The sequence below is a fragment of the Variovorax sp. YR216 genome (genome assembly GCF_900107745.1).
Taxonomy (GTDB): Bacteria; Pseudomonadota; Gammaproteobacteria; order Burkholderiales; family Burkholderiaceae_C; genus Variovorax.
Window position 1 is genome coordinate 23,327 of sequence record NZ_FNRO01000005.1, and the last position, 24,995, is coordinate 48,321.

Here is a 24,995-nt window from a genome sequence, read left to right on the forward strand (position 1 = left end):
ACCGCTCGTCGCTATCAGTAAAGGGGGGAGCGGTGTCGCCTGCTCCCTCTTCCCGATCCAGAAAAGGACGCTTCCGGTCGAAGTGCCTGGGTATTGCTCGCAAACGATCGACTGGATCGATGACCGCATACTTTGCCGGAATTCATCGTCACAACCGCTCGGAACTCGCATTGACCGCCTGTGCGCGTCGGGCCGCGGCGGACGATACAGAGGGAACGCAGCATCAGGGCTCGACGCTCCTGGGGCACGCCGGGGTCTCTCGTGTGCATCCTGACCCGCCAAGGCATCTAGCGTGAGGGCTTCGCGGTCATGACGGCCGACGGGACGCCGCTGCCTGACGGTGTTGGAGTCAGCCTGCAGCTTGCCAAGCAGGCCGCGCGGTTCTCAGCGGTTGACTAGCACCGCGCGATGAGTGCGGCGAGCACGGCGGGCCTAGCCTTGTTCGGACGCCCCGGCCTTGGGCACTGCGGTCAACGTTGGCTTGCGTTGGCCCTTGCCCGTTGCCGCGCGTGGCTCGGGCTCGACCAAGGCGAGCTTGCCCTGTCGGGCGCTCATGGGAAGCTCTAGTTCCTCCACCTTTATCGCCGACATGCCAACCCGGAGCGCGTTGTTTCGCACGCCCTTGTCTCTGCTGATCACTAGGCCCGCACCATTCGCCTTTGCGATAGCCACGATCTGACGGTCGATCTTCACCTTCTGCCAAGGTGCATCGGACCCGTCCTTCTTGTCCTCAGAGCCCCGCATTGCCGCCCTGTCCAACTGGGCGCACTCAAACGCAGCGGCGCGGTTGAAATCGCCGAGCAGGATGCACGTCTTTCGCTCCAGCAGGTTGAGACTCTCAACTCCAGCCATGTCGGCGCCGGCCAAGTATTCGGCTACCGCAGGCATCGGGAGGACTACCTTGCATCTGCTCTTCTCGGCGGTCTCGAAGAGGTAGGCCATGCGGGCCTTGTCGTCGGCTGATGTGTTTGGCGAGACCCATGCGACTAGGAAGTTGGCATCTACCGCGATGATCTTCGGAAGGTTCAATGCAGCCCCCTAATCGTCTCCCACAGCGACATCGGGTCAGCTGTTTCCCGCCACCCGTTGTCCTCGACCGCAGCAAGGTCCGCGAACACCGCGCCGACGGGCACGTCTTCCAGCACTTGATAGCCGAGCACCGTGCACCTATTCACCTCCGGGGCCCATCCCTGATCGGTTCGGACCCAGGAGCCACGAACCCGGAGGCGCACCGCGCCGTCGCGGAAACGGGAGAGGATCGCCCGCGCAAGTGCCTCATCACGGACAACCAACCGGAGGTCCCGGTCGAAATGATCACGTAGGTGCAAGTGCATGGTGTCGTCGGCACCAACCAGCCCGGTCACTACACCATCGACTGTGGCCTCCTGGGTCAACCGGTTGGCCTTGTCGTCTGCAATCGCGCGAGCACCGAAGAGCGCATGGAGGACGTTCCCCGCCTCATCAAGAATTTGCGTTTCGGCGATCGCGTCTTCGGCAAGCATCGATTCCAACTTGCGACAATACCGCCCTGCCTTCCCTTCCGGGTTCAACCGCGCCTCTGCCATACGCGCCCTGGAGTACTGCACGCGATCCTCAGGCACAAATGCCCGAAGCCCAGTGCTGGCCTTCTTCACACCCTTGAAGACGGGCGAATTCTCCGCACCCAGTAAGCCAGCGAACTCACGGATGTACTCGCCGATCCGTTCCATTGGGATCGCGTCCGGATCACGCCGCAGCATGCGCAACATGAAGGAGTATCGAGTCCGAGCCATACTGCTGCTACTGTAGCAAGGCCCGCGAGGCCGGAAAGCGCAGGAAATCACCCGCCCTCCGTCTATAACCCGGATTCCACCCGGCTTTGGACACAAATGCTGGATGGATGCACAGTGTTTCGATGGACCGCTCGGAATGGATCGCCGCGTATGCGCCCACCACCTACAGAGACACTGGCAGACGGTTGATCCTGGGGTCCTGGAGGACGTCGCGGCCGACCTGTGGGCCGATGCTTCCCTACGCATCCTTCCCCCGATCCGAGCCGCTACGGATTGGCTTCGACCGGTCGAGCCCCCTGCGCCGTCTGCTCTGACGCTCCTGCCGACGCATGGCATCCTTGCTAAGGTCTCGGGTGACTCGATCGCCCGAGGGTCGCAACGGCTGCCCGAGGCGACCAAGGACCAACCGGAGGAACTACACGTCGTCCTCGACGTCGCGCATATGGGCTGCGTGCGGGTCACATACCGGCTCGCGGGGGCGCGGCACCGGGGAAAGGGTCGCATTTCTTCTGGAATGCGTGCTACGCGGAGGCCGTCTGGGAGTTTGAAATTGGAACCAAGCCGGTGTCTGGCTCAGCAGATCGCTTCACCGCAAACCACCTTGTTATGAGCGACCACCACCTCGAAACTGATTTGGAAGAATTCTCCACAACTCAAAATAATTGAAACTTTCCATTCCATCAAAGACAAATTCTCCCAATCAATAGGAAGTTCAAGAGCGCGGGATCCATCCCGCCCGCCTCACTCGACCGTGACGCTCTTGGCCAGGTTCCGCGGCTTGTCCACGTCGGTCCCGCGCGCGCAGGCGGTGTGATACGCCAGCAATTGCAGCGGCACCACATGCAGCAGCGGCGAGAGCGCGCCGTAGTGCTCGGGCATGCGGATCACGTGCACGCCTTCGGAGCTGTCGATGCGGGTGTCGCCATCGGCCAGCACATAGAGCACGCCACCGCGCGCGCGCACTTCCTGAAGGTTGCTCTTGAGCTTCTCGAGCAGCGCGTCGTTGGGCGCCACCGCGACGACCGGCATTTCGCTGGTCACGAGCGCCAGCGGGCCGTGCTTGAGTTCGCCGGCCGCATAGGCCTCGGCGTGGATGTAGGTCACTTCCTTGAGCTTGAGCGCGCCTTCGAGCGCGATCGGGAAGTGCAGGCCGCGGCCGAGGAACAGCGCGTTCTCCTTGCGCGCGAAGTCCTCCGCCCAACTGATGACCTGCGGCTCCAGCGCGAGCACCGATTGCAGCGCGACCGGCAGGTGGCGCATCTCCTTGAGAAAGCTTGCTTCGTCCTCCTGCGTCAGCAGGCCGCGCGATTGCGCCAGCGCGAGCGTAAGGAGGAAGAGCCCCGCCAGTTGCGTGGTGAAGGCCTTGGTCGATGCCACGCCGATCTCCGCGCCGGCGCGCGTGATGTAGGCCAGCTTGCACTCGCGCACCATCGCGCTGGTCGCGACGTTGCAGATGGTGAGCGTGTGCTCCATGCCCAGCGAACGCGCATGCTTGAGCGCAGCCAGCGTGTCGGCGGTCTCGCCCGACTGGCTGATCGTCACGACCAGCGTCTTCGGATCGGGCACCGATTCGCGATAGCGATACTCGCTCGCGATCTCGACCTGGGTCGGGATCTTCGCGATGGCTTCCAGCCAGTACTTGGCGGCGCACCCGCTGTAGTAGCTGGTGCCGCAGGCGAGGATCAGCACCTTGTCGATGTCCTTGAACACGCGCCAGGCCGCGGCGCCGGGCGTGCCATCGGCCGAGATGCCGTCGAAGAGCTCGGGCACGATGCCCTCCACGCCTTCGAGCGTGTCCGCGATCGCGCGCGGCTGCTCGAAGATCTCTTTCTGCATGTAGTGGCGATACGGACCGAGTTCGGCCGCGCCGCTGTGCGCCTGCACCGTACGCACCGGGCGGGTCACCGGCTTGTGCGCGCGGTCGACGATCCAGTACTTGCCGGGCTGGATGTCGACCACGTCGCCCTCTTCGAGGTAGACGATCTGGTCGGTGACGCCGGCCAGCGCCATCGCGTCGCTGGCGAGGAAGTTCTCGCCCTGCTCCTTGCCCACACCGAGGATCAGCGGGGAACCCGCGCGCGCGCCGACCACGCGGTGCGGCTCGTCGCGGCAGATCGCGGCGATCGCATAGGCGCCGTGCAACTGCTGGACGCTCGCCTTCAGGGCTTCGAAGAGGTCGCCGTCGTAGTGGCTGTCGATGAGATGCGCGATGACCTCGGTGTCGGTCTGGCTCACGAAGACATAGCCCCTGGCCTGCAGCGCCTCGCGCAGCGCTTCGTGGTTCTCGATGATGCCGTTGTGAACCAGCGCGATGCGGCCGGGCCGCGCTGTCTCCGCATCGGCACCGGGGCCGTGGCTGAAATGCGGGTGCGCGTTGTGGACCGCCGGTGCGCCGTGCGTGGCCCAGCGGGTGTGGGCGATGCCGGTGAGCCCTTCGATGTGGTCGTCACGCACCTGCGCGAGAAGGTCGGCCACACGCGACGTGGTGCGCGCGCGCTGCAGACCGCCGGCATGCACAGCGACGCCGCACGAGTCATAGCCGCGGTATTCGAGGCGCTGCAGGCCCTGCACGAGAACGGGAACGATGTTGCGTCCTGAAACGGCGCCGACGATGCCACACATGGGGGGTGCTCCTGGGTTGGAAGTTGGCGAATCGTACGAGGGGTAGAGAGAAATTTATCGACTTGTTTTGATTCTCCTTCGACATTAAATTTCGTCACCTCCATCTTGTGTCCGTTTATTTCATAATGTCATTCATCATGAAACAAATGGACCTGGACGAAACCGACCTTCACCTTCTGGACGCGCTGCAAACGGACACCAAGCAAAGCAACCGGGCGCTGGCGGAGCGTTTCAACATTTCCCCGCCGACCTGTCTGCGCCGGGTGCGCCGATTGCGCGAATCGGGCTGGATCGAGAGCGAAGTCGCGATCCTCGACGCCGGCCGTGTCGCCCCGCTGCTCACCGCGATCGTGGAAGTCTCTCTGGACCGGCAGGACGCCTCGGCGCTCGATGCCTTCGAGCAGCGCGCGGTGGCGGACGACGCGGTGCAGCAGTGCTACCGCGTCTCGCCGGGGCCGGATTTCGTGCTGATGGTCACCGTGCGCGACATGCCGGGCTATCACGCGCTCGCGCAGCGGCTCTTCACCAACGACGCCAACGTGCGCAATGTGAAGGCCTTCTTCAGCGTGAAGCGCGCGAAGTTCTCGCCGCGCGTACCGCTGCCCGGGCTCGACTGAAGGCGCTCAGCTCTTCGGCGCTTTCTTGGGCCGTTGCCAGTTGGGAAAGCTGGTTTGGCGCGCGCGCGAAATGGTCAGCGCCCCGGGCTCGGTGCTCTTGGTCACCGTCGAGCCACCACCGATGGTGCCGCCCGCGCCGATGGTGATCGGCGCCACCAGCACGCAGTTGCTGCCCACATGCACGTCGTCGCCGATGATCGTGCGGTGCTTGTTGGCGCCGTCGTAGTTCGCGGTGATGCTGCCGGCACCATAGTTGACCCGCTCGCCCACCGTCGCGTCGCCAAGGTACGCCAGGTGGTTCGCCTTCGCGCCGGCCGCGAGCGTGGAGTTCTTGACCTCGACGAAGTTGCCGATATGCACTTCGGGGCCCAGCCGCGCACCCGGGCGCAGCCGCGCGAAAGGCCCGACGAGCGAGCCCGCGCCGACCGTCACGCCAGCCTTCTCGCCGTCGATGTGCGTGAAGGGATGAATCACCGAGCCGGTCTCGATGCGGGCATTGGCAATCACGCAGTTGGCGCCCACGGTCACGCCGGCGCCGAGCGACACCGCGCCCTCGAACACGCAGTTGACGTCGATCTCCACATCCGCCTCGCAGGCCAGCGTGCCGCGCAGGTCGAAGCGCGCCGGATCGGCCAGCCGCACGCCCTGCGCCATGAGCGCCTCGGCCTGGCGAAGCTGGAACGCGCGCTCGAGCGCAGCCAGCTGCGAAGGCGAATTGACGCCGAGCACCTCGATCGCATCATCCGTGCGGTGCGCGACGATCGGCACGCCATCGACCGAGGCGAAGCCGACCACGTCGGTCAGATAGAACTCGCCCTGGGCATTCTTGTTGTCCAGGCGCGCGAGCCAAGCCTTGAGCAAGCGGCTGGGCACCGCCATCACGCCGGTGTAGATCTCGTCGATCGCGCGCTGGGTTTCGGTCGCGTCCTTTTCCTCGACGATCGCGAGCACGTCGCCGTCGTGCTGCCCTTCGGCACGAATGATCCGGCCGTAGCCCTTCGGGTTGGCGGTACGGATGGTGAGCAGCGCGAGGCGGCGACCGGCGCTCTGGGCAACCAGGGCGCGCAGGGTGGATTCGCCGATCAGCGGCACATCCCCCGAGAGCACGACCACCGTGCCGTCGTCCGGCAGGTGCGGCACCGCCTGCTGCACCGCATGCCCGGTGCCGAGCTGCGGCACCTGCCGGGCGAACGCGGGCGCCCTGCCGGCTGCCGCGCCTTCGAGCGCCGCCTCGACGTCGGCGGCGCCATGGCCGGTCACGACCACGATGTTGCGCGCGCCGATGCGCGTCGCGGTGTCGATCACATGCGCCACCAGCGCGCGGCCGCCCAATCGATGCAACACTTTGGGCATGCTGCTTTTCATGCGCGTGCCTTTGCCGGCCGCCATGATGACGACGTCGATGGGTTCCTGATTCTGTTGCGGGGTCTGATTCATGCCACTTTTCCGGATGCGTTGCGCAAGGCTGGCGCGAATTATCGGGGCGCTGGTTCTCGTGGGGTGCCTTGCGGCCTGCAGCGCGATCAAGCTCGCCTACAACAACCTGCCGGAGGTGAGCTACTGGTGGCTCGACAGCTACGTCGACTTCGACAGCACCCAGACGCCGCGGGTGCGCGACGAACTCACGCAAGTGCTCGAGTGGCACCGGCAGAACGAACTTCCGAAAGTCATCGACCTGCTGCGTCAGACGCGCACGCTGGCGGCCAACGACGTCACGCCGGCGCAAGCCTGCGAGCTGGTCGAGTCGATCCAGGCCCGCCTTCTCGCCCTGTCGGACCGCGCAGTGTCCGCGGGCGCGGACGTTGCCATGAGCCTCAGCGATGCGCAGCTCGTGCACCTCGAACGCAAGTACGCGCGGGTCAACGCCGACTACGGCAAGGAGTGGATCGCGCTGAGCCTGAAGGACCAGCGCGAAAAGCGCTATGAACAGTTCCTCGACCGGAGCGAGGACTTCTACGGCCGGCTCGATCCGGCGCAGCGCGATCTGCTGCGCCGCCAGATCGCACAGTCCGGCTTCGACCCGCGCGAGGTCGACGCCAGCCGCAGGACCCGTCAGCAGGAGATCCTCGTTCTGCTCCGACGACTGCTGACGGAGAAGGCCGCCCCTGCCGATGCACAGGCCGCGGTGCGCGCTTTCGTGCGTCACGTGGCGGAGCCGACCGGCACGGAGCGGGAGCGGCGCCAGGCGCAGCGGGAGGAGTCGTGCCGCAACATCGCCGAGCTGCACAACCAGACCACGCCCGCCCAACGCAGCAAGGCGCGACAACGACTCCAGGCCTACGAGGACGATCTGCGCGAGCTGGCATCAGCGCTTTAGCGCCCGAACTATGACGAATGACACAGGCAATATCCGGCCGCAAAGTACAACATTTGTCTACACTTGAGGGCGCCCGTCCTGCGCACCGACCGACCCATTTCCGAATGAACATCAGCCTCTGCACGCTCTTCGAAAAGAACTACCACTACGGCGTCGCCGCACTGACCAATTCGCTCATCGCGGCGGGCTATCAGGGCGATCTGTGGGTTGGCTACCGCGGCGAACTGCCGGCATGGATCACCGGCGCGCCTTCGTTCGACGCAGGCACCGGCAGATTCGAGGTCGCGCCCGGCCTGACGCTTCGCATGATGTTCCTCGATACGCCGGTGCACTTCACCTACTACAAGCCGACCTTCATTCGCGACCTGCTCGAAAAGCATGCGCCCGAAGCGGCAGTGATGGCCTACATCGACCCCGACATCGTGGTGAAGTGCGACTGGCCGTCGTTCTGCGGGTGGTTCACCGACGACGGCATCTCGCTGATCGAGGACGTCAACTGGTGCTTCCCGGCGCGGCATCCGAAGCGGCTGCAATGGAACCGCTTCTTCGAGCCGCACGGCGTGGTGCCGAAGCGCGCGCTCGAGCGCTACTACAACGCCGGCTTCATCGCGGTCCCGCGCGCGCACCTGGACTTCCTCGACCTGTGGCGGCGCCTGTGCGACCTCGTGCTCGCCCACAACGCGGGTGCCGAGAAGCTCAAGATCGGCGGCGGGGCGGATCTCTTCCATTCGACGGACCAGGACGCGCTCAACTTCGCGTTGACCGTCTACGACGCCCCGCTGAACACCGCCGGCCCCGAGGCGATGGATTTCGCGCCGGGCGGCTACTACCTCTCGCATGCCATCGGCTCGGTCAAGCCGTGGCACGGCAAGCACATCCAGCAGGCGCTGCGCGGCCAACCGCCGCGGCTCGCGGCCAAGGCGTACTTCCAGTTCGCGAACGCGCCGATCAAGGTGTGGGACGACGGCGACCTCGCGCGGCGCCGCCTCGAGCTGAGGATCGCGGCGGCGATCGGCCGCGTCTACCGCTCGGCCTGACGCGGCCGCGCTCGCCCGCTCACTTCTTCGCGGGGGGCGCAGTGACCCAGAGCCCGGCGAGCCAGCGCGCGCTTCGATCGAGGCCTTCGGAGGCGCCGATGGGCGGCGCGTAGCCGAGCACCTCGACCGCGCGATCCATCGGCAGACGCGTCGCGCAGGTGTGCAGCTGGCTGATCTCGTAGTCCGCCGATGGCGACGGCGGGTGCGGCAGCACGAAGCCGCTGGCGATCGGCGGCGCCGTATAGCGCTCGAGGCCGGCCTTCACCGCATCCTTGAGGCGCCGGCTGAACATCGGAAGGATCATCCGCGAGGCCGGCACTTGCTTGGCCCACGCCACGCGGTCGCGCAACGATCGCGCGGGAACGCTCGCAGCCGGCACGTCGCGGAAGTCCGAGACGTCGAAGCCCAGCGCCTGCGCGAGCGGCTGGTAGAACTCGCGCCAGGTCATGCAGGTACTGTCGGCGACGTAGAAGGCGCCCTCGGTCGCGCGCGCATGCGTGAGGCCCAGCTCGATCGCATGGATCAGGTTGTCGACGTAGATGTGGTTGCACAGGCCATGGCCGCCCTCGACCAGGAACGCCTGTTTCGAATGCAGCGCGCGCGGCAGCCCGCCGAACCACTGGCAGCGCGGCCCGTAGACGATGCCGGGCCGCAGGATGCAGACCTCCACGCCCGAGGCCTCGCGCAGCGCGCGCTCGGCCCGCACCTTGGCGTTGTTGTAGTCGTTGGGCTGGTCGTCCTTCAGCGGGGTGGCATCGTTGGTGCCGGCCGGCGGGTTCTGCCCGTGCACCGAGGCGCTGCTGAGGTAGACGAGCCGGCGAACACCTGCGGTCTTGCACGCTTCCACCGCGGCCTGCGCGGCCGCGACGATCTGCGCGGCATCGCCGACGATCGCATGCACCATCGCATCGCACCCGCGAACGGCTTCGGCCAGCGAGGCGGCATCGAAGATGTCGGCCTGCTTCCACGACGGCAGCGCAAAACGCGCCATGCGGGCGAGGCTGTAGGGGCTGCGCACGATCGCGCGCACCTCGTGCGTGCCGCCGAGCACCCATTTCTCCATCAGGCGGGTGCCGACGAATCCGGAACCTCCGAGCACTGCAACTTGCATGGTCACGCGGCCTCCACGAGCTGGCGGGCGCGGGCGGACTCTTCCGGATCGAAATAGGGCATGTCCATCAATCGCTTGCGGGCGTACATGGTTTCGACGAGCGACAGCGCGGCCATGGCCGTGCCGCCGCTGACGCGGGGCTTGCGGTTCTCGCGGACCGCGTCCACCACATCCTTCCATTGCGCGGTGAAGGCGCCGAGGTAGCCATGCGCCGGCGTCGAATGCTCGGCGGTGCTGCCGTACTGCTGGCGGCTCGTCGCGAGCTGGGGGACCGGCACGCCGTCGATCTCTATCAGCAGATCGGTGGCCTGGCCGGTGCGCCAGGTGACGGTCGCGCGCTCGAACTCGATGCGATAGCGGTTGGCCAGCTCCACGTCCCAGCTCAGGCGGATGTCGGCCTCGGTGCCGCCCGGCCAGCGCAGCTTGGCGGCGCTGTTGATCTCCACGCCGCCCATGGCGTCGTCGGCGTAGTCGACGACCTCGGGCAGACCGAGCCACGACACCAGGATCTCGAGCATGTGGATGCCGATGTCCAGCGTGACGCCGCCGCCGCCCTCCTGCCGCGTGAAGAAGCCCGCCGACGCGGCCGGCCAGCGGAACATGCCGCCCTCGTCGGCCACGATGCGGCGCACCGGCCCGAACACGGCGGAAGCGATCAGCGTGCGCACGGTCTCGATGGCCGGGAAGAAGCGCCGGAAGTGCCCCACGGCCAGCATGCGCCCGAGCCTGTCCGCCTCGTTGCGCATGGTGCGCGCCTCGGCGGCGGTGGCGCAGATCGGCTTTTCGACCAGCAGGTTGTAGCCGCGCCCGAGCAGCGATACCGCGAGATCCGCATGGCTGCGCGCCGGCGTGGCGATCAGCGCGATGTCGGCTTCGCGCGCACGTTCCAGGTCGGTGTAGCACTTGGCCGCGGGGAAGAGGCCCTGGCAGCGCGCGAGCCGCTCTTCGCTGCGGTCCACCAGGCCGACGACTTCGAGCCATCCCTGGCGCTCCGCCTCGCGTGCCGCGGGGCCCTGGTATTCCTCCACCACCGCGCCGCAGCCGATGATGAGCACCTTGAGCGGAAGTTCCGCCTTGCTTTCGATTGCGCTGTCGCTGCTGATCTCGCTAGTCATCTGTCGATCCGAAGAACCCGTCGTAGTTGCCAGCCCAGCAGGCTGGGGTTGCGAAGCAGGATACCGGCCGCGCGCGACTTGCCGCCGGGCGAGCGGACCAGGTCCCGCAGCAGCGGTCGCATCGACAGCGAGAAGCCCACCATGCCTGCATGCCGCGCCTCGCGGCACGAGCGGCAGTCCGCATGGGCGCGCGCATTGCGGCTGATGACCGTGCGCCCAGTGCGCCACATCACTTCCACGTTCTTGCTCATGCTGCCGGGCACCATGCGGTAGACGCTGCGCATGTCGCGCGCGAGCCCGAACTTGCCGCCGCGCCCGGCGATGCGAAGCCACAGGTCCCAGTCCTCGCAGGAGCGCAGGCCGACATCGAAGAGGCCGACTTGCGAGAGCATCTCGCGCCGCACGACGAAGGTGTTCGGCGGGCCGATGTTCTTGCGCAGCAGGGCATGCAACGCATCGCGGCCGATGTCCTGTCCGCCGAATTCGCCGATGACCTTCTCGCCACCCTCGTCCACCACGTCGGCATAGCCGTGCACCACGTCGAGTTCGTCCGCCTCTGCGAACGCGCGCGCGGCCGCGGCCAGCATGCCCGGGCGCAGGTAGTCGTCCGAATCGAGGAACAGCAGGTACCGGCCGCGGGAGCGCAGGATGCCGCGATTGCGCGCCGCGCAGAGGCCCGCATTGGGCTGGCGGATCACGATCACGCCGTCATAGCGGCTCGCGACTTCGGAAGCGTTGTCGGGCGAACCGTCGTCCACCACGATCACTTCGAGATCCACGTCCCGTGCCTGCGCGAGCGCCGACTCGATCGCCGTCGGCAGCAGGTGCGCCTGCTTGTAGCAAGGGATGATGACGCTGAACTCGGGCATCAATGCGAGCCTTGCCGCCGCCGCAGGCTGGAAAAACCGTCGCGCAGCACCAGCGGCCAGAAGCGCACCGGCAGCCGCGCCACTTCGCGCAGCGCCTGACCGATCGACGAACGCGCGCGCTGGCGCAGCATCGGCGCGAAGGCCATGTTGTAGACGTAGCGCGCGCCGCCCTGCAGTGCATGGCGCGCGGTGACGCGTCGCGACTTCGGCGAACCCACCGGCAGGCGGGACGCCATGCCGACCACCTGGCGGATGCCGCGCCACATCGCCTGCCCGTTCTTGCTCAGCGAGCCGCCGCGGAGGCGGTACACCGCGAGCGAGTGGTCCATGCGAACCCACTTGTCGGTCGCTGCCGCGATGCGCAGCCAGAGGTCGAGGTCTTCCGCGTGATGGAGTCCGGGCCGAAACAGGCCGCTGCGCGCGAAGACATCGCGCCGCACGATGATGCCGTTGGTCGGCACCGATTCGCCGCCCAGCACGCTCAGGAAGGCCGTCGGCTGCAGGCTGGGCGCGGCATGGCGATCGACCGGACGGCCTTCGTCGTCGACCACCTGCATGCCGCAGACGAACACGTCGGCGTCCGGATTCGCGGCCAGCGCCGCTTCGAACGCCGTCCGGTACCCGGGCAGGAGCAGATCGTCGCTGTCGAGGAACAGCACGAAATCCGCCTGGCTTTCGAGGATCGCGCGGTTCCGCGCCACCGAGGGGCCGGCATTGCGCTGGCGGATCACGCGCACGCCTTCACAACGCTCGGCGTAGTCGGCCGAGCCGTCGCTGGAGCCGTCGTCCACCAGCAGCACCGGAACACGGTTGTCCTCCCACGCCGAGGCGAGGGTTTCCGACAGCGTCGCGGCGGAGTTGTAGGAGGCCGTGAGGGCTTCCAGCGTCAACGGGGTCATGGCTCGCGCTTGTCGCGAATATCACGGCGCCGCGGCGCCACCGCGAGACGAGCTACACCTGCATTCGACATTGACGAGAGACCCTCCCAGCCTGTGAGCACCGAGGAGTCCATGCGAGACAGGCCTCAGAGATATCGGTTGCACGATGATACACATCAAAATTAAGTCTTAACTACTACGACGCGGCCAACTGTGCGAAACGCCACGGCGCTATGACTCTGGCAATATCTCCGAAGGAAGGGTTGAGCCAAGCACGCAACGTTCATTCCAGCCAGGATGCCGGGCGCCTTCAAATCAGCGGAGTCGGCTGCATCGGCCGCTCGAAGTAGTCGCCCAGCTTTTCGAGTGCATGCGGCTCCATGATGCGCAGCCAGCCGCTCTCGAGCCGATGCAGGTTGAGCTGCCGCAGGCGCCGCAATGTCTTGTTGGTGTGGACCAGCGAGAGGCCCAGGGCGTCGGCGATGTGCTGCTGGCTCAGCGGGAATTCCGCCCAGCCGTCGCGCACCAGGCCGAGCCGCTCGGCCCGGCGGTACAGGTGCATCAGCAGCATCGCGACGCGCTCGCCCGCGCTGCGGCGGCCGGTGGTCACGAGGTTGTCGTCCACCATCTTTTCTTCTCGCGCAGCCAGCCAGGTGATGTCGTAGCCGAGCTTGGGATGCCCGCGAAAGAGATCCCAGAGCCGCTCGCGCTCGAAGGCGCAGAGGGCCACCGCGGTCATCGCCTCGACGCCGTGGGTATGGCCGTCGGCGAATTCGTCCTGCAATCCGATGAAATCGCCGGGCAGCAGAAAGCTCAGGATCTGCCGCCGGCCATCGGCCAGCGTCTTGAAGCGGAACGCCCAGCCGGAATAGAGCGTGAAGAGCTGCCCGCTCAGCCGGAACTCGTCGATGACCGGGCGGCCGGCGTCGAAGAAGCGCGTGCCGGTGCGGAACGACTCGATGACCCGCACCTCGTCCGCCGACATCGGCAGGAACGCCGGGTTGCGGCGCAGGCCGCACGCGTCGCAGGGATGCGCGCAGCGCGGGGGGGAAACCGGGAGCGGGTGGTCCTCGAAATTCACCAAATCACTATAGGTCGCCCACGCATGTCTTTTGACATTTCGAGGATTCGTCCGGCCTCCTAGACTGCCATTGCCCTACACACGACGACAGATGCCGCCTCTTCGGGAAGTCCTCTACATCAGCCTGCTCGCCACCGACCAGTCCACGACCGTCGTCGGCCAGATCGTGACTGTCTCTCGCGCGCGCAATCTGCGCGACGGGATCACCGGGCTTCTGATCTTCGACGGGATGCGCTTCTGCCACCACTTCGAGGGCCCGGCCGACGCGGTGCAGGCTCTGCTGGCGCGGCTGGAAGCCGACCGGCGGCACGTCGAGTTGCGCGTGCTCTACGACGGCGAACTGACGCAGCGGCGCTACCAGCGCTTCGAGATGGGCCTTGCCGAAGTCGACGACCACGAGGATCTCGTGGACGTGAACGCGCTCCACGGGAGTGCAGCGCTCGAATACTTCATCGCGCTGCGCTCCCGCTTCGATATTTCCAGCTGATCGCCGGAGCGGAACTCAACCCGCGCGGGCGGTGGGCTGGACGGCGTCCCAGCTGTAGGTGGCGCCGTGGCTGTCCCACGGTTCCATCACGATGCGCTCGCCCGGGGCCACCGTCAGCGACTCGCCGGGTGCAAGCACCAGGTCTTCGCTGCCCCAGTGGGCGGTGGCGTCGCGGGTGACCCACACCCGGCCCTGCCGGATGCGCAGCACGCTCGCGCTGGAGGCTTTCAGACTCATCGCATGTCCGGCCTCGAGCTGCCATGCACCGCGGCGCACGGCCGACGGCACGGCGGTCGTACGGACCGATGCAACGGACGGAAGCGTGTTGGTGGTGCAGACGGCGGACATGACGATCTCCTGGTGGTGAGCACGCAAATGGCGCGCTTCGGGAATGAATGATCGGCTCGCCGTCGTTGGCAGTCCAATGAAAACGCGGTAGCCTACTGATTCCGGTTTCGCATCAATCAACACCCCGTCGAAGCCCCCCCGATGCTGCATTCCCAGACCCATCTGCGCTCCCGGCCGATCTCCGCCGGCCACCTCCGCGCCTTCGAGGCGGTCGCCCGCCACCTGAACTTCCGCGCCGCCGCCGAGGAAATGGCGCTGACCCAGTCCGCGGTCAGCCGGCAGATCCAGTCGCTGGAAGACGAGGTGGGTGTGGGCCTGTTCCTGCGGCACACGCGGGCGGTGGAGCTCACCAGCGCGGGCGCGCAGTTGCTGCTGGCGGTGCAGCAGTCGCTGCCGCGCATCGATGGCGCGGTGCGCCAGATCCGCCAGAACGCCGGGCGCAAGAGCGTGTCGCTGACCACCTTCGCGTCCTTCGCGTCGATGTGGCTGATCCCGCGGCTGGAGGCTTTCCAGCGCGACAACCCCGAGATCGACATCCGCATCGACGCGAGCGACATGGCGCTGGACATGGATGTCGCCGACGTCGACCTCGCCCTGCGCTACGGCCCGCGCGAGAACATGCCGACGGGCGCGGTGCGCCTCTTCGGCGAGACGATCACGCCGGTCGCGAGCCCGTGGCTGATCAAGACCAACCCGCCGATCAAGGGCCCGGCGGACATCGCGCGCTTCACGCTGATCGAGGCTGGCGACGCGCACCGCACACACCTCGAATGGCTGACGTGGCGCCGCTGGTTCGAGGTCCACCACATGGCGCGGGCGCAGCCGCGGCGCTGGCTCTATTTCAACTACGCCTACCAGATGGTGCAGGCCGCACTCACCGGCCAGGGGCTGGTGCTCGCCCGCAGCTCGCTGATCGCCGAAAGCCTCGCCAACGGCGATCTGGTGGAGGTGCTGCCGCACCACCGCATGGATTCACCGATGGCCTACTGGCTCATCACCGGCCCGCGCAGCGCGCCGCGTCCGGAAATCCAGGCGTTCTGCGACTGGCTGCAGGGCCAGGCCGCGATCACACGCGAAACGATCGGCGAAATACCTGACCCCGACACGATCGACCAGTTGGATTGACCCGAGGCCCGCGCAGCGCGGCCCATTCGCGAAACACCGCGGAACCGGCTTCGCCGGGCCGCTGGTGTTGCCCCCCGGCAGGGTGTGCAGAGCCACACGAAGTGGGCGAGACTGGGGGGCGAGCTACCCAATCGGCCAGACGACGCCGTTGTCGTTGAGGATGGCGTCCAACGGCACGTCGTGCGCCTCCGGCTCGAAGTCCTCTAGAAATCCGTTCGTGAAGCCCAACCCCACCGTGAACGGCTTCGGCTCCAAGGCCGCCAGCGTGCGGTCATAAAAGCCGCCACCGTAACCTAATCGATAGCCCCCGGCGCTGTAGCCCAGGCATGGCACGAAGAGCAGGGTCGGCACGATCAGTTCTGTGTCCTTCGGCTTCGGGATGTCGTAGGCATCGTTTTCCATCGGGCAGCCCGGATACCACGCATGGAAGGTCAGCGTCTTGTGCACCCGGTCGACCACCGGCAGGCCGATGCGCCGGCGCTGCGCCTCGCCCTGCAGTTCGCCGTCTTCCTTCCAGCGATGCAGCGCGGGCAGCGGATCGAATTCGCCCTTGATCGGCCAGTAGGCGCCGATCACCGTATCCGGTCGTCCGACCAGCCAGATGCGCATCACGCGCTGGAGCAGATCGGCGCGCGCGAGCCGGTCCGGCATTGCAAGACGCTGTTCCACCAGTGCATTACGCAGCTGAGTTTTGAGAAAGTTGGCAGTTGCCGAGGTGTCGGCACCGTTTGACTTGTCCATAATCCCCCGATGCAATTCGCGAGCATTTTGGCACCGGTCCGCCGCCGGCCCCGCGCGGCTCTTTCCGCCCTTGTCTTTTCAATCCTCGCCGGCGTGGGTGCGACCCAGTCCGCCAACGCGCAAAACGCGAACGACGACGTCCTGCTGCAGATGAAACAGGCCGCCCAGCGCGGCGACAAGTCGCGCCTCTCGGCACTGCTGCCGCAGGCGCGCGGCCATGTGCTCGAACCTTGGGCCGCCTACTGGGAACTCAAGGCGCGCCTGTCGGACGCGAGCCAGGAGGAAGTCCAGGCCTTTCTCGCGCAATACGCCGGCACCTACCAGGAAGACCGCCTGCGCAACGACTGGCTGCTGCTCGCCGGGCAGCGCCGCGACTGGAACGGCTTCACCAGCCTGCACCCCGCCTTCCGCATGAACGACGATCCGCAGGTCCGTTGCTACGCGGTGCTGATCGAGACGCTGCAGTCCGGCACCGCCACGCCGGGGCAGGCAGACGAAGTGCGCCGCAACTGGTTCGGCCAGCGTGATCTCGACGACGGCTGCCTCACCGCCGCCGATCGCATGATCAGTGCGCGCCAGATGCCGGCCAACGACGCATGGAAGAAGGCGCGCCTGTCGATCGAGGCCAATCGCCCGCAAGCCGCGCGCAGCGCCGTGATGATCGTGGCGCCCGATGCGATCCCGCTGTTCGAAGAAATGAACGCCAACGTCGGCAAGTTCCTCGCGAGCCGCGCGGTGGTTGCCGCCAAGTCGCGCCGCGAGATCGTGGTGCTCGCGCTGATCAAGCTGGCGATCGCCGACCCCGAGATGGCCGCATCGCAGCTCGACGGCAAGTGGGGGCCGATGCTTTCCGCGGAAGAGCGCAACTGGCTCTGGGGCACCATCGGGCGACAGGCGGCCACCAAGCTCTCGCCGGCGGCCAACAGCTACTTCGCCAACGTCACCAAGAACAGCGACCTCTCCGACGAGATGCTCGCGTGGAAAGCCCGCGCCGCGATGCGCACCGGCGACTGGAAGACGGTGCAGGCCGCGATCGACGCGATGAGCGAGACGCCGCGGCAGGATCCGACCTGGGTCTACTGGAAGGCCCGCGCGCTTGCCAGCTCCGGTGGCGATGAGCGCCGCGCGCAGGCCCGTGCACTATATGAAAGCATCGCGGGCACGCGCGGCTTCTACGAGCTGCTCGCGCTTGAAGAACTGGGCCAGCGCGCCGCCGTGCCCACGCGCCCCGCACCGCTCACGGCCGAGGAAAAGAAAGCCGCGCGCGACAACCCGGCGCTCAATCGCGCGCTCTATGCCATCTCGATCGGCATGCGCCCCGAAGGCACACGCGAGTGGAACTACGCCACCAACCTGCACGATCGCGGCGGCATGGCCGACCGCGAGTTGCTGGCCGCCGCCGACCTCGCCTGCCAGCGCGAGGTGTGGGACCGCTGCATCAACACCAGCGAGCGCACCAAGGGCACGATCGACGTGGACCAGCGCTTCCCGATGCCCTTCCGCGACACGGTGGTGCGCAAGAGCCAGGAGATCGGCCTTGATCCCGCCTACGTCTACGGCTTGATCCGGCAGGAGAGCCGCTTCGTCATGGACGCACGCTCGGGTGTCGGCGCCTCGGGCCTGATGCAGGTCATGCCGGCCACCGCGCGCTGGACCGCCAAGAAGATCGGCATGTCCGACTTCACCCCGGGCCAGATCACCGACCGCGACACCAACATCACCATCGGCACCAACTACCTGAAGCTGGCGCTCGACGACTTCGACGGCTCGATGCCGCTCGCCGCCGCCGCGTACAACGCGGGCCCCGGCCGGCCGCGCAACTGGCGCAACGGCCCCACCATGGAAGCCGCGATCTGGGCCGAGAACGTGCCTTTCAACGAAACGCGCGACTACGTGAAGAAGGTGCTCGCCAACACCACCAACTACGCGGCCCTGATCACCGGGCGGCCGCAATCGATCAAGGACAAGCTCGGCCGCGTGGGCCCGCGCGACGTCGCGGAGCCTGAACCCAACAAGGACTTGCCCTGAATCGGACCCTGCAGAGCCTGCGCGCCCAGTTGCCCAACTGGGCGATCGAATGGCTGGAGATCATCGTCCCGATCGCGGAGGTCGCGCTCATCATGCTGGGCGCCTGGCTGCTGTATCGCATCGTTCGCCGCCTCGTCGAGCGCGTGGCGATGAGCTACGCGCTGCCCTCCAACGTGGCCATGGTCACCCGCCGCACGGCCGGTTTCCTGATCTATGGCGGCGCCGTTCTGTGGGCGCTGGAGCGGCTGGGCGCCTCGGGCACCGTGCTCTGGACGGCCTTCACCGGCTTCGCCACCGTCGGCGCGGTGGCCTTCTTCGCCGCGTGGAGCGTGCTGTCGAACATGTTCTGCGCGCTCTTGATCTTCACCACGCGCATGTTCTGGCCCGGTGACACGGTGGAGGTCCTCGAGAACGGCGAGAAGCCCGGCCTCAAGGGCCGCGTGCGGGACATCAATCTCGTCTTCACCACGCTCGAGGAAACCGGCGACGCGCGGCAAGGCACGACACTGAAGATCCCCAACAGCATGTTCTTCCAGCGCGCGGTGCGCCGCTGGCACGGCAGCGCACCGCCGCTGCCGCAGGCCCTTGCACCGCACCCGGCATCTCCTGCGCCGGTGGATGCCGCGCCGCGCTGAGCATCAATTTCCACCCTGTTCCGCATCAATCGAAGCGCTGCCTCCGGCTAGCATGGTGAGCTTTGCAGCAGCTCACCGGAGATTCGCGATGACCCAGCTCTACATCGGCAACAAGAACTACTCGTCCTGGTCCATGCGGCCGTGGGTGCTCCTGAAGCAGGCCGGCATCGCCTTCGAGGAAGTCATGGTGCGCTTCGATTCCTTCGACGCCGACTCGAAGTTCAAGCACACGATCCTCAAGATCAACCCGACCGGCACCGTGCCCGTGCTGAAGGACGGCGACATCGTGGTCTACGACACGCTCGCCATCTGCGAATACCTCGCCGAGACCTACCCTGACAAGAAGCTCTGGCCCGCCGATCGCGCCCGCCGCGCACAGGCTCGCAGCGCGTGCGCGGAGATGCATGCCGGCTTCGGATCGCTGCGCAGCCACTGCACGATGAACATCGAGGCCGACCTGCGCCAGCAGGGCCAGCTCATCCTGCGCGACCAGCCCGGCGTACGCGCCGACCTCGCGCGCCTGGTGCAACTCTGGGGCGGCCTGCTCGAAGCCCACGGCGGACCGATGCTCTTCGGCGAATTCAGCATCGCCGACGCCTACTTCGCGCCGGTGTGCACCCGCATCCGGACCTACGGCCTGCCGGTGCCCGCGCCGATCTCGGCCTACATCGATCGCGTGCTGGCACTGCCCGGCGTGAAGGCATGGATCGACGACGCGCTGGCCGAAAAGGAGTTCGTCCTCTTCGACGAGCCCTACCGCCTGCAGCGCTGACCCCCATGGGCGGCGGGGCGCATCGCCGCCCTACACTCGCCCGATGCAAACCTATCTCGTCGGCGGCGCGATCCGCGATGCGCTGCTGGGCCGGCCCGGCAGCGATCACGACTGGGTCGTCGTGGGGGCGACGCCCGAGCAGATGATCGCGCGCGGCTACCTGCCGGTGGGTCGCGACTTTCCGGTGTTCCTTCACCCCGAGACGCGCGAGGAATACGCGCTCGCCCGCACCGAGCGCAAGAGCGCTCCCGGCTATCGCGGCTTCGTCGTGCACGCCGCGCCCGACGTGACGCTCGAACAGGACCTCGCGCGGCGCGACCTCACCATCAACGCGATCGCCCTGCCCGAGGACAGGATCGGCGCCTCCGATCGCCTCGATGTCGATCCCGCCGATCTCGTCGACCCCTTCCATGGCCAGCGCGACCTGCGCGAAAAGCGTTTGCGCCACGTCACCGACGCGTTCCGCGAAGACCCGGTGCGCATCCTGCGCGTCGCGCGCTTCGCCGCGCGCTTCGACGACTTCACCGTTGCGCCCGAGACCATGGTGCTCATGCGCGAGATGGTCGAAGCCGGCGAGGTCGATGCGCTGGTGCCCGAGCGCGTGTGGCAGGAGCTTTCGCGCGGCCTGATGGAAGCCAGGCCTTCGCGCATGTTCGAGCTGCTACGCGAATGCGGCGCGCTCGCGGTGCTGCTGCCCGAGGTGGAACGGCTCTGGGGCGTTCCGCAGCCCGCGGCACATCACCCCGAGATCGATACCGGCGTGCACCTGATGATGGTGCTCGACATGGCCGCGGAGACGAAGACATCGCTGGCCGTGCGCTTCGCCTGCCTGGTGCACGACCTCGGCAAGGGCACCACGCCCGCCGACGTGCTGCCGCGCCATCACGGGCACGAACAGCGCAGCGCCAAGCTGCTGCGCGAGGTGTGCGACCGCTGGCGCGTGCCGGTCGACATCCGCGAACTCGCGGACGTGGTCGCGCGCGAACACGGCAACATCCATCGCAGCGGCGACCTCAATGCCGCAGCCGTCGTGCGCCTGCTGGAGCGCTGCGATGCCTTCCGCAAGCCTGAACGCTTCGCCGAGGTCCTGCAGGCCTGCGAATGCGACGCACGCGGCCGGCTCGGGCTCGAAGACCGGCCCTATCCGCCACGCGAGCGCCTGCTCGCCGCGCTCGGTGCCGCTCAATCGGTGGCGACCGAGCCCATTGCGCGCGCAGCGCGCGAAGCCGGCGCATCCGGCCCCAAGATCGGCGAGGCGATCTCGCGCGCCCGCGTGGCCGCCGTCGACGCAGCGCTTCAACCCTTCTCCCAGAGTTGAATTGACGACTTTGGCCGACGCGGTGCGCGGCGGGAGTCTGCTATGGTTTTTCCTCCATGCAGCAGCCCCCCCGACTTACCCACGACGCGGCGCTCTTCCTCGACTTCGACGGCACTCTGGTCGAACTCGCCGAAACGCCTGAGGCGATTCATGTGCCCGCCGCGATGGTCCCGCTCCTCGGTGACCTCGCCGACCTGCTCGGCGGTGCACTGGCCGTCGTCTCAGGCCGGCAGATCGACGTGATCGATCGCTTTCTCGCCCCGCTGCGGCTGCCGGCCGCCGGCGAACACGGCGTTCAGCGCCGCGACGCCGAAGGCCATATGCAGGAGCAGCGCCCACCCGATCTCACGCTGGTGCTCGATGCCGCGAACGAACTCGCGGGCGTGCACGAAGGCCTGCTGGTCGAGCGCAAGCACGCCGCCATCGCACTGCACTACCGGCTCGCGCCGCAACTCGAAGCGGTGTGCCGCGATGCCATGCAGCGCGTGATCGAAGGCCAGCCGCAACTCGAACTCATGCATGGCAAGTTCGTCTTCGAAGTGAAGCCCGCAGGCATCAACAAGGGCATCGCCATCGACGCCTTCATGAAGGAGCCGCCCTTCGCGGGCCGCATGCCCGTGTTCGCGGGCGACGACACCACCGACGAAAGCGGCTTCGCGATCGTGCAGCCGCGCGGCGGTGTCGGCATCAAGGTGGGCTCGGGTCCCAGCCTGGCGCTGCATCGGCTCGATTCGCCGCGCGCGATCTTCGAATGGCTCGTGGCCACGCGCGACCTGCTCGCGGCGCCCACAACAACAAACCCGAGGAAGCCCGCATGACCACCCTTCAGAAGGACACCGAAGCCACCGAAGACCGTGCAGGACTGTCGATGGCCGGCGCCGCAGGCGCAAGCGACAAGGCGGCCGTGCACGACGAGCGGCTGGCCCGCCCCGCCGCTCGCATGGGGTTCGGCCCCCCGGCCGAGCAATCGCTCGAAGTCGGCGTGATCGGCAACTGCGCGTACAGCGCGCTCATCGACTCTCGCGCGCGCGTGGTGTGGTGCTGCCTGCCGCGCTTCGACGGAGACCCGGTCTTCAACGCGCTGCTGCACCCTGGCGAAGAAGCCAGCGCATGGAGCATCGAGCTCGAGGACTTCGCCTCCTCCAAGCAGTGGTACGAGCCGAACACCGCGGTGCTGCGTACGCAGCTCTTCGACACCGCCGGCCAGTGCATCGAGATCACCGACTTCGCGCCGCGCTTCCACAGCCGCTCGCGCTATTTCCGGCCGCTCACGATGGTGCGCCGGGTGAAGCCGGTGGTCGGCACGCCGCGCATCCGGGTCAAGCTCGCGCCGGGCTTCCAGTGGGGCGCTGCGCCGCCGACCATCACGCGGGGCAGCAACCACATCCGCTACGTCGGACCCGAGTTCGCGCTGCGGCTCAACACCGACGCGCCGGTCTCGCACATCCTGTCGCACCAGCCCTTCGTGCTTTCGCGCGAGCACAACTTCGTGCTCGGCGCAGACGAGACGCTGACCGACGGCATCGCCGACACCGCGCGCCACTTCGAGCAGGAAACCATCGCCTACTGGCGCACCTGGAGCAAGCGGCTCGCGATCCCCTTCGAGTACCAGGACGCGGTGATCCGCGCCGCGATCACGCTCAAGCTGTCGCTCTACGAGGACACCGGCGCGATCGTCGCCGCGATGACCACCAGCATCCCCGAGGCGCCGGGCAGCCAGCGCAACTGGGACTACCGCTACTGCTGGCTGCGCGATGCCTTCTTCGTGGTGCGCGCGCTCAACAGCCTCTCCGAAGTCGGCACGATGGAGGACTACCTGCGCTGGCTCTCCAACGTGGTGATCGGCTCGCGCGGCGAGCATATCCAGCCGCTGTACGGCATCGGGCTGGAGCGCGAACTGCCGGAGTCCTTCGTCGACGGCCTTCCGGGCTATCGCGGCATGGGGCCGGTGCGCGTGGGCAACCAGGCGCAGGAGCATTTCCAGCATGACGTGTACGGCAACATCGTGCTTGGCGCGGCGCAGGCCTTCCACGACCATCGGCTGCTGAGCCGCGGCGGCCTGGCCGAGTTCCCCTACCTCGAAGCCGTCGGCGAGCAGGCCATCCGCGTCTACGGCACGCCCGATGCGGGCATGTGGGAACTGCGCACACGTGCGCGCGTGCACACCAGCTCGGCGCTGATGAGCTGGGCCGCCTGCGACCGGCTCGCGAAGATCGCGCGCGCACTCGGCCTGCCCGAGCGCGCGGCCTACTGGCACGGCCACTCGTCGCGCATGCGCGAGGAAATCCTCGCCAAGTCCTGGTGCGAGGAACGGCAGGCTTTCGCCGAGAGCTTCGGCGGCCACGAGCTCGATGCGAGCGTCCTGCTCATGGTCGAAGTCGGGCTGATCGACGCGCGCGACCCGCGCTTCATCTCCACCGTCGACGCGATGGAGAAGACGCTCTGCGACGGTCCGTACATGCGCCGCTACGAGGCCGCCGACGACTTCGGCAAGCCCGAGACCGCGTTCAACATCTGCACCTTCTGGCGCATCGACGCGCTCGCCAAGATCGGCCGCAAGGCCGAGGCGCGGCAGATCTTCGAGACCATGCTCGCCGCGCGCAACCCGCTGGGCCTGCTGTCGGAGGACACGCATCCGGTCACCGGCGAGATGTGGGGCAACTTCCCGCAGACCTATTCGATGGTCGGGATCATCAACGCAGCCGTCCGGCTTTCAGCCCCCTGGGACTCGTGCATATGAGCCGATTGGTGGTGGTGTCGAACCGCGTGGCCGATCCCCGCAAACCCGCGGCCGGTGGACTCGCCGTGGCGCTGGGGGAAAGCCTGCAGCAAAGCGGCGGCCTGTGGTTCGGCTGGAGCGGCTCGATCGTGGAGGAAGGCCCCACCGGCGAAGGCGAGATGCACCGGCAGCAGGCCGGCAAGGTCACGCTCGCGACCATCGACCTGAGCCGCGAAGACCATGACAGCTACTACCTCGGCTACAGCAACGACGTGCTCTGGCCGGTGTTCCACGGCCGGCTCGACCTCGCGCACTTCGAAGCCGGCTTCGTGGGTGGCTACCGGCGCGTCAACCAGCTCTTCGCGCGCAAGCTGCTGCCGCTGCTCAAGGACGACGACATCATCTGGGTGCACGACTATCACCTGATCCCGCTGGCGGCCGAACTGCGCGCGATGGGGTGCCGGCAACGCATCGGCTTCTTCCTGCACATCCCGCTGCCGCCGCAGATCATCCTGGCGGCCGTGCCACAGCACGAGTGGTTGATGCGCTCGCTGTTCGCCTACGACCTCGTCGGCTTTCAGGCCCGGCAGGACGTGCAGCACTTCGAGGACTACGTGCGCTACGAAGCCAGGGGCGAGGTGATGGGCGATCATCTCTATCGCGCCTTCGGCCAGACGGTGCGTTGCGACGCCTTCCCGATCGGCATCGACGTCGACGAATTCGCCGCGCTCACGCACGCGAAGGAATCGCGCGACATGTACGAGACCATGAAGCGCGAGTATTCGACGCGGCGCCTGCTGCTGGGCATCGACCGGCTCGACTATTCCAAGGGCATTCCGCAGCGGGTGCGCTCGTTTCGCGAGCTGCTCGCCAACTACCCCGAGAACCGCCGCAGCGCGACGCTGATCCAGATCGCCTCGCCGACGCGCGAGACGGTCGACGCCTATGGCGACATCCGGCGCGAACTCGAATCATTGTGCGGCGCGATCAACGGCGACTTTGGCGAGCTCGACTGGATGCCGGTGCGCTACATCCACCGCATGGTGGCGCGCAAGCGGGTGCCGGGCCTGTGCCGTGCGGCGGCGGTCGGGCTGGTGACGCCACTGCGCGACGGCATGAACCTCGTCGCCAAGGAATACATCGCCGCACAGGATCCGGCGGACCCCGGCGTGCTCGTGCTCTCGCGCTTCGCGGGCGCCGCGGAGCAATTGAAGGAAGCGCTGCTGGCGAACCCGTACGACATCCATGGCACCGCCGAGATCATGCAGCAGGCGCTGCAGATGCCGCTCCACGAACGGCGCGAGCGTCACCAGAAGCTGCTCGCGTGCATCCGTGAGCAGGATGTGCATTGGTGGCGCAACGGATTTCTCGATGCGCTGCGGGCGGCGGAGAGCGTGCGGTAA

The 24,995-nt window shown here is 67.3% G+C and carries 23 protein-coding genes; 12 read left to right on the plus strand and 11 right to left on the minus strand.

The features are described 5' to 3' along the window. Window positions 1–432 precede the first annotated feature (432 nt). The 3 genes from BLW05_RS16225 to glmS all read right to left on the minus strand — a co-directional run bounded on the left by BLW05_RS16225 (window position 433) and on the right by glmS (window position 4,394). On the minus strand, window positions 433–1,029 hold the full coding sequence (locus BLW05_RS16225) for a hypothetical protein (RefSeq protein WP_093164126.1): 597 nt from the start codon (window positions 1,027–1,029) through the stop codon (window positions 433–435). After that, window positions 1,026–1,748, minus strand: coding sequence for a hypothetical protein (locus BLW05_RS16230; RefSeq protein WP_093164128.1), 723 nt, complete (start codon window positions 1,746–1,748; stop codon window positions 1,026–1,028). Before BLW05_RS16230 ends, BLW05_RS16225 begins: the two co-directional genes overlap by 4 nt. Window positions 1,749–2,513: 765 nt before the next feature. Beyond that, window positions 2,514–4,394 carry a glutamine--fructose-6-phosphate transaminase (isomerizing) gene (gene glmS, locus BLW05_RS16240; protein ID WP_093164131.1) on the minus strand — a complete coding sequence of 627 codons (1,881 nt, stop codon included), beginning with the start codon at window positions 4,392–4,394 and terminating at the stop codon, window positions 2,514–2,516. Between the two features lie 137 nt (window positions 4,395–4,531). Between glmS and BLW05_RS16245 the strand changes: the two genes are divergently transcribed. After that, entirely contained in the window at window positions 4,532–5,011 is a 480-nt protein-coding gene (locus tag BLW05_RS16245) for an Lrp/AsnC family transcriptional regulator (RefSeq protein ID WP_093164132.1), read from the plus strand. A gap of 6 nt (window positions 5,012–5,017) precedes the next feature. On the opposite strand, the gene glmU is transcribed toward BLW05_RS16245, so the two are convergent. Further along, window positions 5,018–6,448 (minus strand): bifunctional UDP-N-acetylglucosamine diphosphorylase/glucosamine-1-phosphate N-acetyltransferase GlmU, encoded by a 1,431-nt coding sequence (gene glmU / locus BLW05_RS16250; protein WP_093164134.1) that lies wholly within the window; start codon window positions 6,446–6,448, stop codon window positions 5,018–5,020. Between glmU and BLW05_RS16255 the strand changes: the two genes are divergently transcribed. Both BLW05_RS16255 and BLW05_RS16260 read left to right on the plus strand, forming a co-directional pair. Continuing rightward, a complete protein-coding gene (locus BLW05_RS16255) occupies window positions 6,447–7,328 on the plus strand; it encodes a DUF6279 family lipoprotein (RefSeq protein WP_256330342.1) in 882 nt (293 codons plus the stop codon). The two genes, glmU and BLW05_RS16255, sit on opposite strands and share 2 nt — an antisense overlap. A gap of 104 nt (window positions 7,329–7,432) precedes the next feature. Next, a complete protein-coding gene (locus BLW05_RS16260; RefSeq protein WP_093164137.1) occupies window positions 7,433–8,365 on the plus strand; it encodes a glycosyltransferase family protein in 933 nt (310 codons plus the stop codon). A 19-nt stretch (window positions 8,366–8,384) separates the two neighbouring features. On the opposite strand, the gene BLW05_RS16265 is transcribed toward BLW05_RS16260, so the two are convergent. From BLW05_RS16265 to BLW05_RS16285, 5 genes are all read right to left on the minus strand, one after another. Continuing rightward, a complete protein-coding gene (locus BLW05_RS16265) occupies window positions 8,385–9,476 on the minus strand; it encodes an NAD-dependent epimerase/dehydratase family protein (RefSeq protein ID WP_256330357.1) in 1,092 nt (363 codons plus the stop codon). Between the two features lie 2 nt (window positions 9,477–9,478). After that, window positions 9,479–10,591, minus strand: coding sequence for a Gfo/Idh/MocA family protein (locus tag BLW05_RS16270; protein WP_093164139.1), 1,113 nt, complete (start codon window positions 10,589–10,591; stop codon window positions 9,479–9,481). Further along, complete coding sequence (locus BLW05_RS16275; RefSeq protein WP_093164141.1) at window positions 10,588–11,460, minus strand: glycosyltransferase; 873 nt, start codon at window positions 11,458–11,460, stop codon at window positions 10,588–10,590. Before BLW05_RS16275 ends, BLW05_RS16270 begins: the two co-directional genes overlap by 4 nt. Further along, complete coding sequence (locus BLW05_RS16280; RefSeq protein ID WP_093164142.1) at window positions 11,460–12,359, minus strand: glycosyltransferase; 900 nt, start codon at window positions 12,357–12,359, stop codon at window positions 11,460–11,462. The genes BLW05_RS16275 and BLW05_RS16280 overlap by 1 nt, the downstream gene beginning before the upstream one ends. A 289-nt stretch (window positions 12,360–12,648) precedes the next feature. Further along, window positions 12,649–13,419: a Crp/Fnr family transcriptional regulator gene (locus BLW05_RS16285; RefSeq protein ID WP_256330343.1), complete on the minus strand. Its 771-nt coding sequence runs from the start codon at window positions 13,417–13,419 to the stop codon at window positions 12,649–12,651. 91 nt (window positions 13,420–13,510) lie between these two features. Between BLW05_RS16285 and BLW05_RS16290 the strand changes: the two genes are divergently transcribed. Next, a complete protein-coding gene (locus BLW05_RS16290) occupies window positions 13,511–13,906 on the plus strand; it encodes a BLUF domain-containing protein (RefSeq protein ID WP_093164143.1) in 396 nt (131 codons plus the stop codon). Between the two features lie 15 nt (window positions 13,907–13,921). On the opposite strand, the gene BLW05_RS16295 is transcribed toward BLW05_RS16290, so the two are convergent. Continuing rightward, a complete protein-coding gene (locus BLW05_RS16295; RefSeq protein ID WP_093164145.1) occupies window positions 13,922–14,254 on the minus strand; it encodes a DUF2917 domain-containing protein in 333 nt (110 codons plus the stop codon). Window positions 14,255–14,395: 141 nt separating this feature from the next. On the opposite strand from BLW05_RS16295, the gene BLW05_RS16300 reads away from it, so the two are divergent. Continuing rightward, window positions 14,396–15,379 carry a LysR substrate-binding domain-containing protein gene (locus BLW05_RS16300; RefSeq protein ID WP_093164146.1) on the plus strand — a complete coding sequence of 328 codons (984 nt, stop codon included), beginning with the start codon at window positions 14,396–14,398 and terminating at the stop codon, window positions 15,377–15,379. Window positions 15,380–15,502: 123 nt separating this feature from the next. Here BLW05_RS16300 and BLW05_RS16305 read toward each other — a convergent pair whose 3' ends face one another. Continuing rightward, complete coding sequence (locus BLW05_RS16305) at window positions 15,503–16,120, minus strand: 5-formyltetrahydrofolate cyclo-ligase (RefSeq protein ID WP_093164148.1); 618 nt, start codon at window positions 16,118–16,120, stop codon at window positions 15,503–15,505. 9 nt (window positions 16,121–16,129) lie between these two features. On the opposite strand from BLW05_RS16305, the gene BLW05_RS16310 reads away from it, so the two are divergent. The 7 genes from BLW05_RS16310 (at window position 16,130) to BLW05_RS16340 (ending at window position 24,995) form a co-directional block, all read left to right on the plus strand. Continuing rightward, on the plus strand, window positions 16,130–18,148 hold the full coding sequence (locus BLW05_RS16310; RefSeq protein WP_093164149.1) for a lytic transglycosylase domain-containing protein: 2,019 nt from the start codon (window positions 16,130–16,132) through the stop codon (window positions 18,146–18,148). A gap of 29 nt (window positions 18,149–18,177) precedes the next feature. Continuing rightward, the gene (locus BLW05_RS16315) at window positions 18,178–18,783 is read left to right on the plus strand and encodes a mechanosensitive ion channel family protein (protein WP_256330344.1); all 606 of its coding nucleotides are present in this window, start codon (window positions 18,178–18,180) and stop codon (window positions 18,781–18,783) included. A gap of 88 nt (window positions 18,784–18,871) precedes the next feature. Further along, window positions 18,872–19,555 (plus strand): glutathione S-transferase family protein, encoded by a 684-nt coding sequence (locus tag BLW05_RS16320; protein ID WP_093164151.1) that lies wholly within the window; start codon window positions 18,872–18,874, stop codon window positions 19,553–19,555. A gap of 43 nt (window positions 19,556–19,598) precedes the next feature. Continuing rightward, window positions 19,599–20,873, plus strand: coding sequence for a multifunctional CCA addition/repair protein (locus BLW05_RS16325; protein WP_093164152.1), 1,275 nt, complete (start codon window positions 19,599–19,601; stop codon window positions 20,871–20,873). Between the two features lie 56 nt (window positions 20,874–20,929). Then, window positions 20,930–21,691, plus strand: coding sequence for a trehalose-phosphatase (otsB, locus tag BLW05_RS16330; RefSeq protein WP_093164153.1), 762 nt, complete (start codon window positions 20,930–20,932; stop codon window positions 21,689–21,691). Between the two features lie 122 nt (window positions 21,692–21,813). Next, complete coding sequence (locus BLW05_RS16335; protein ID WP_256330358.1) at window positions 21,814–23,613, plus strand: glycoside hydrolase family 15 protein; 1,800 nt, start codon at window positions 21,814–21,816, stop codon at window positions 23,611–23,613. Then, a complete protein-coding gene (locus BLW05_RS16340; protein ID WP_093164155.1) occupies window positions 23,610–24,995 on the plus strand; it encodes an alpha,alpha-trehalose-phosphate synthase (UDP-forming) in 1,386 nt (461 codons plus the stop codon). Before BLW05_RS16335 ends, BLW05_RS16340 begins: the two co-directional genes overlap by 4 nt.

Bases quoted from the DNA above. Each gene is read 5' to 3' on its own strand.
- BLW05_RS16300 (WP_093164146.1), top strand. From the start codon at position 14,396: ATGCTGCATTCCCAGACCCATCTGCGCTCCCGGCCGATCTCCGCCGGC.
- glmU (WP_093164134.1), bottom strand. From the start codon at position 6,448: ATGAATCAGACCCCGCAACAGAATCAGGAACCCATCGACGTCGTCATC.
- BLW05_RS16260 (WP_093164137.1), top strand. From the start codon at position 7,433: ATGAACATCAGCCTCTGCACGCTCTTCGAAAAGAACTACCACTACGGC.
- BLW05_RS16310 (WP_093164149.1), top strand. From the start codon at position 16,130: ATGCAATTCGCGAGCATTTTGGCACCGGTCCGCCGCCGGCCCCGCGCG.
- BLW05_RS16270 (WP_093164139.1), bottom strand. From the start codon at position 10,591: ATGACTAGCGAGATCAGCAGCGACAGCGCAATCGAAAGCAAGGCGGAA.
- glmS (WP_093164131.1), bottom strand. From the start codon at position 4,394: ATGTGTGGCATCGTCGGCGCCGTTTCAGGACGCAACATCGTTCCCGTT.
- BLW05_RS16305 (WP_093164148.1), bottom strand. From the start codon at position 16,120: ATGGACAAGTCAAACGGTGCCGACACCTCGGCAACTGCCAACTTTCTC.
- BLW05_RS16275 (WP_093164141.1), bottom strand. From the start codon at position 11,460: ATGCCCGAGTTCAGCGTCATCATCCCTTGCTACAAGCAGGCGCACCTG.
- BLW05_RS16255 (WP_256330342.1), top strand. From the start codon at position 6,447: ATGCCACTTTTCCGGATGCGTTGCGCAAGGCTGGCGCGAATTATCGGG.
- BLW05_RS16320 (WP_093164151.1), top strand. From the start codon at position 18,872: ATGACCCAGCTCTACATCGGCAACAAGAACTACTCGTCCTGGTCCATG.
- otsB (WP_093164153.1), top strand. From the start codon at position 20,930: ATGCAGCAGCCCCCCCGACTTACCCACGACGCGGCGCTCTTCCTCGAC.
- BLW05_RS16230 (WP_093164128.1), bottom strand. From the start codon at position 1,748: ATGTTGCGCATGCTGCGGCGTGATCCGGACGCGATCCCAATGGAACGG.
- BLW05_RS16265 (WP_256330357.1), bottom strand. From the start codon at position 9,476: ATGCAAGTTGCAGTGCTCGGAGGTTCCGGATTCGTCGGCACCCGCCTG.
- BLW05_RS16325 (WP_093164152.1), top strand. From the start codon at position 19,599: ATGCAAACCTATCTCGTCGGCGGCGCGATCCGCGATGCGCTGCTGGGC.
- BLW05_RS16295 (WP_093164145.1), bottom strand. From the start codon at position 14,254: ATGTCCGCCGTCTGCACCACCAACACGCTTCCGTCCGTTGCATCGGTC.
- BLW05_RS16290 (WP_093164143.1), top strand. From the start codon at position 13,511: ATGCCGCCTCTTCGGGAAGTCCTCTACATCAGCCTGCTCGCCACCGAC.
- BLW05_RS16245 (WP_093164132.1), top strand. From the start codon at position 4,532: ATGAAACAAATGGACCTGGACGAAACCGACCTTCACCTTCTGGACGCG.
- BLW05_RS16340 (WP_093164155.1), top strand. From the start codon at position 23,610: ATGAGCCGATTGGTGGTGGTGTCGAACCGCGTGGCCGATCCCCGCAAA.
- BLW05_RS16280 (WP_093164142.1), bottom strand. From the start codon at position 12,359: ATGACCCCGTTGACGCTGGAAGCCCTCACGGCCTCCTACAACTCCGCC.
- BLW05_RS16335 (WP_256330358.1), top strand. From the start codon at position 21,814: ATGGGGTTCGGCCCCCCGGCCGAGCAATCGCTCGAAGTCGGCGTGATC.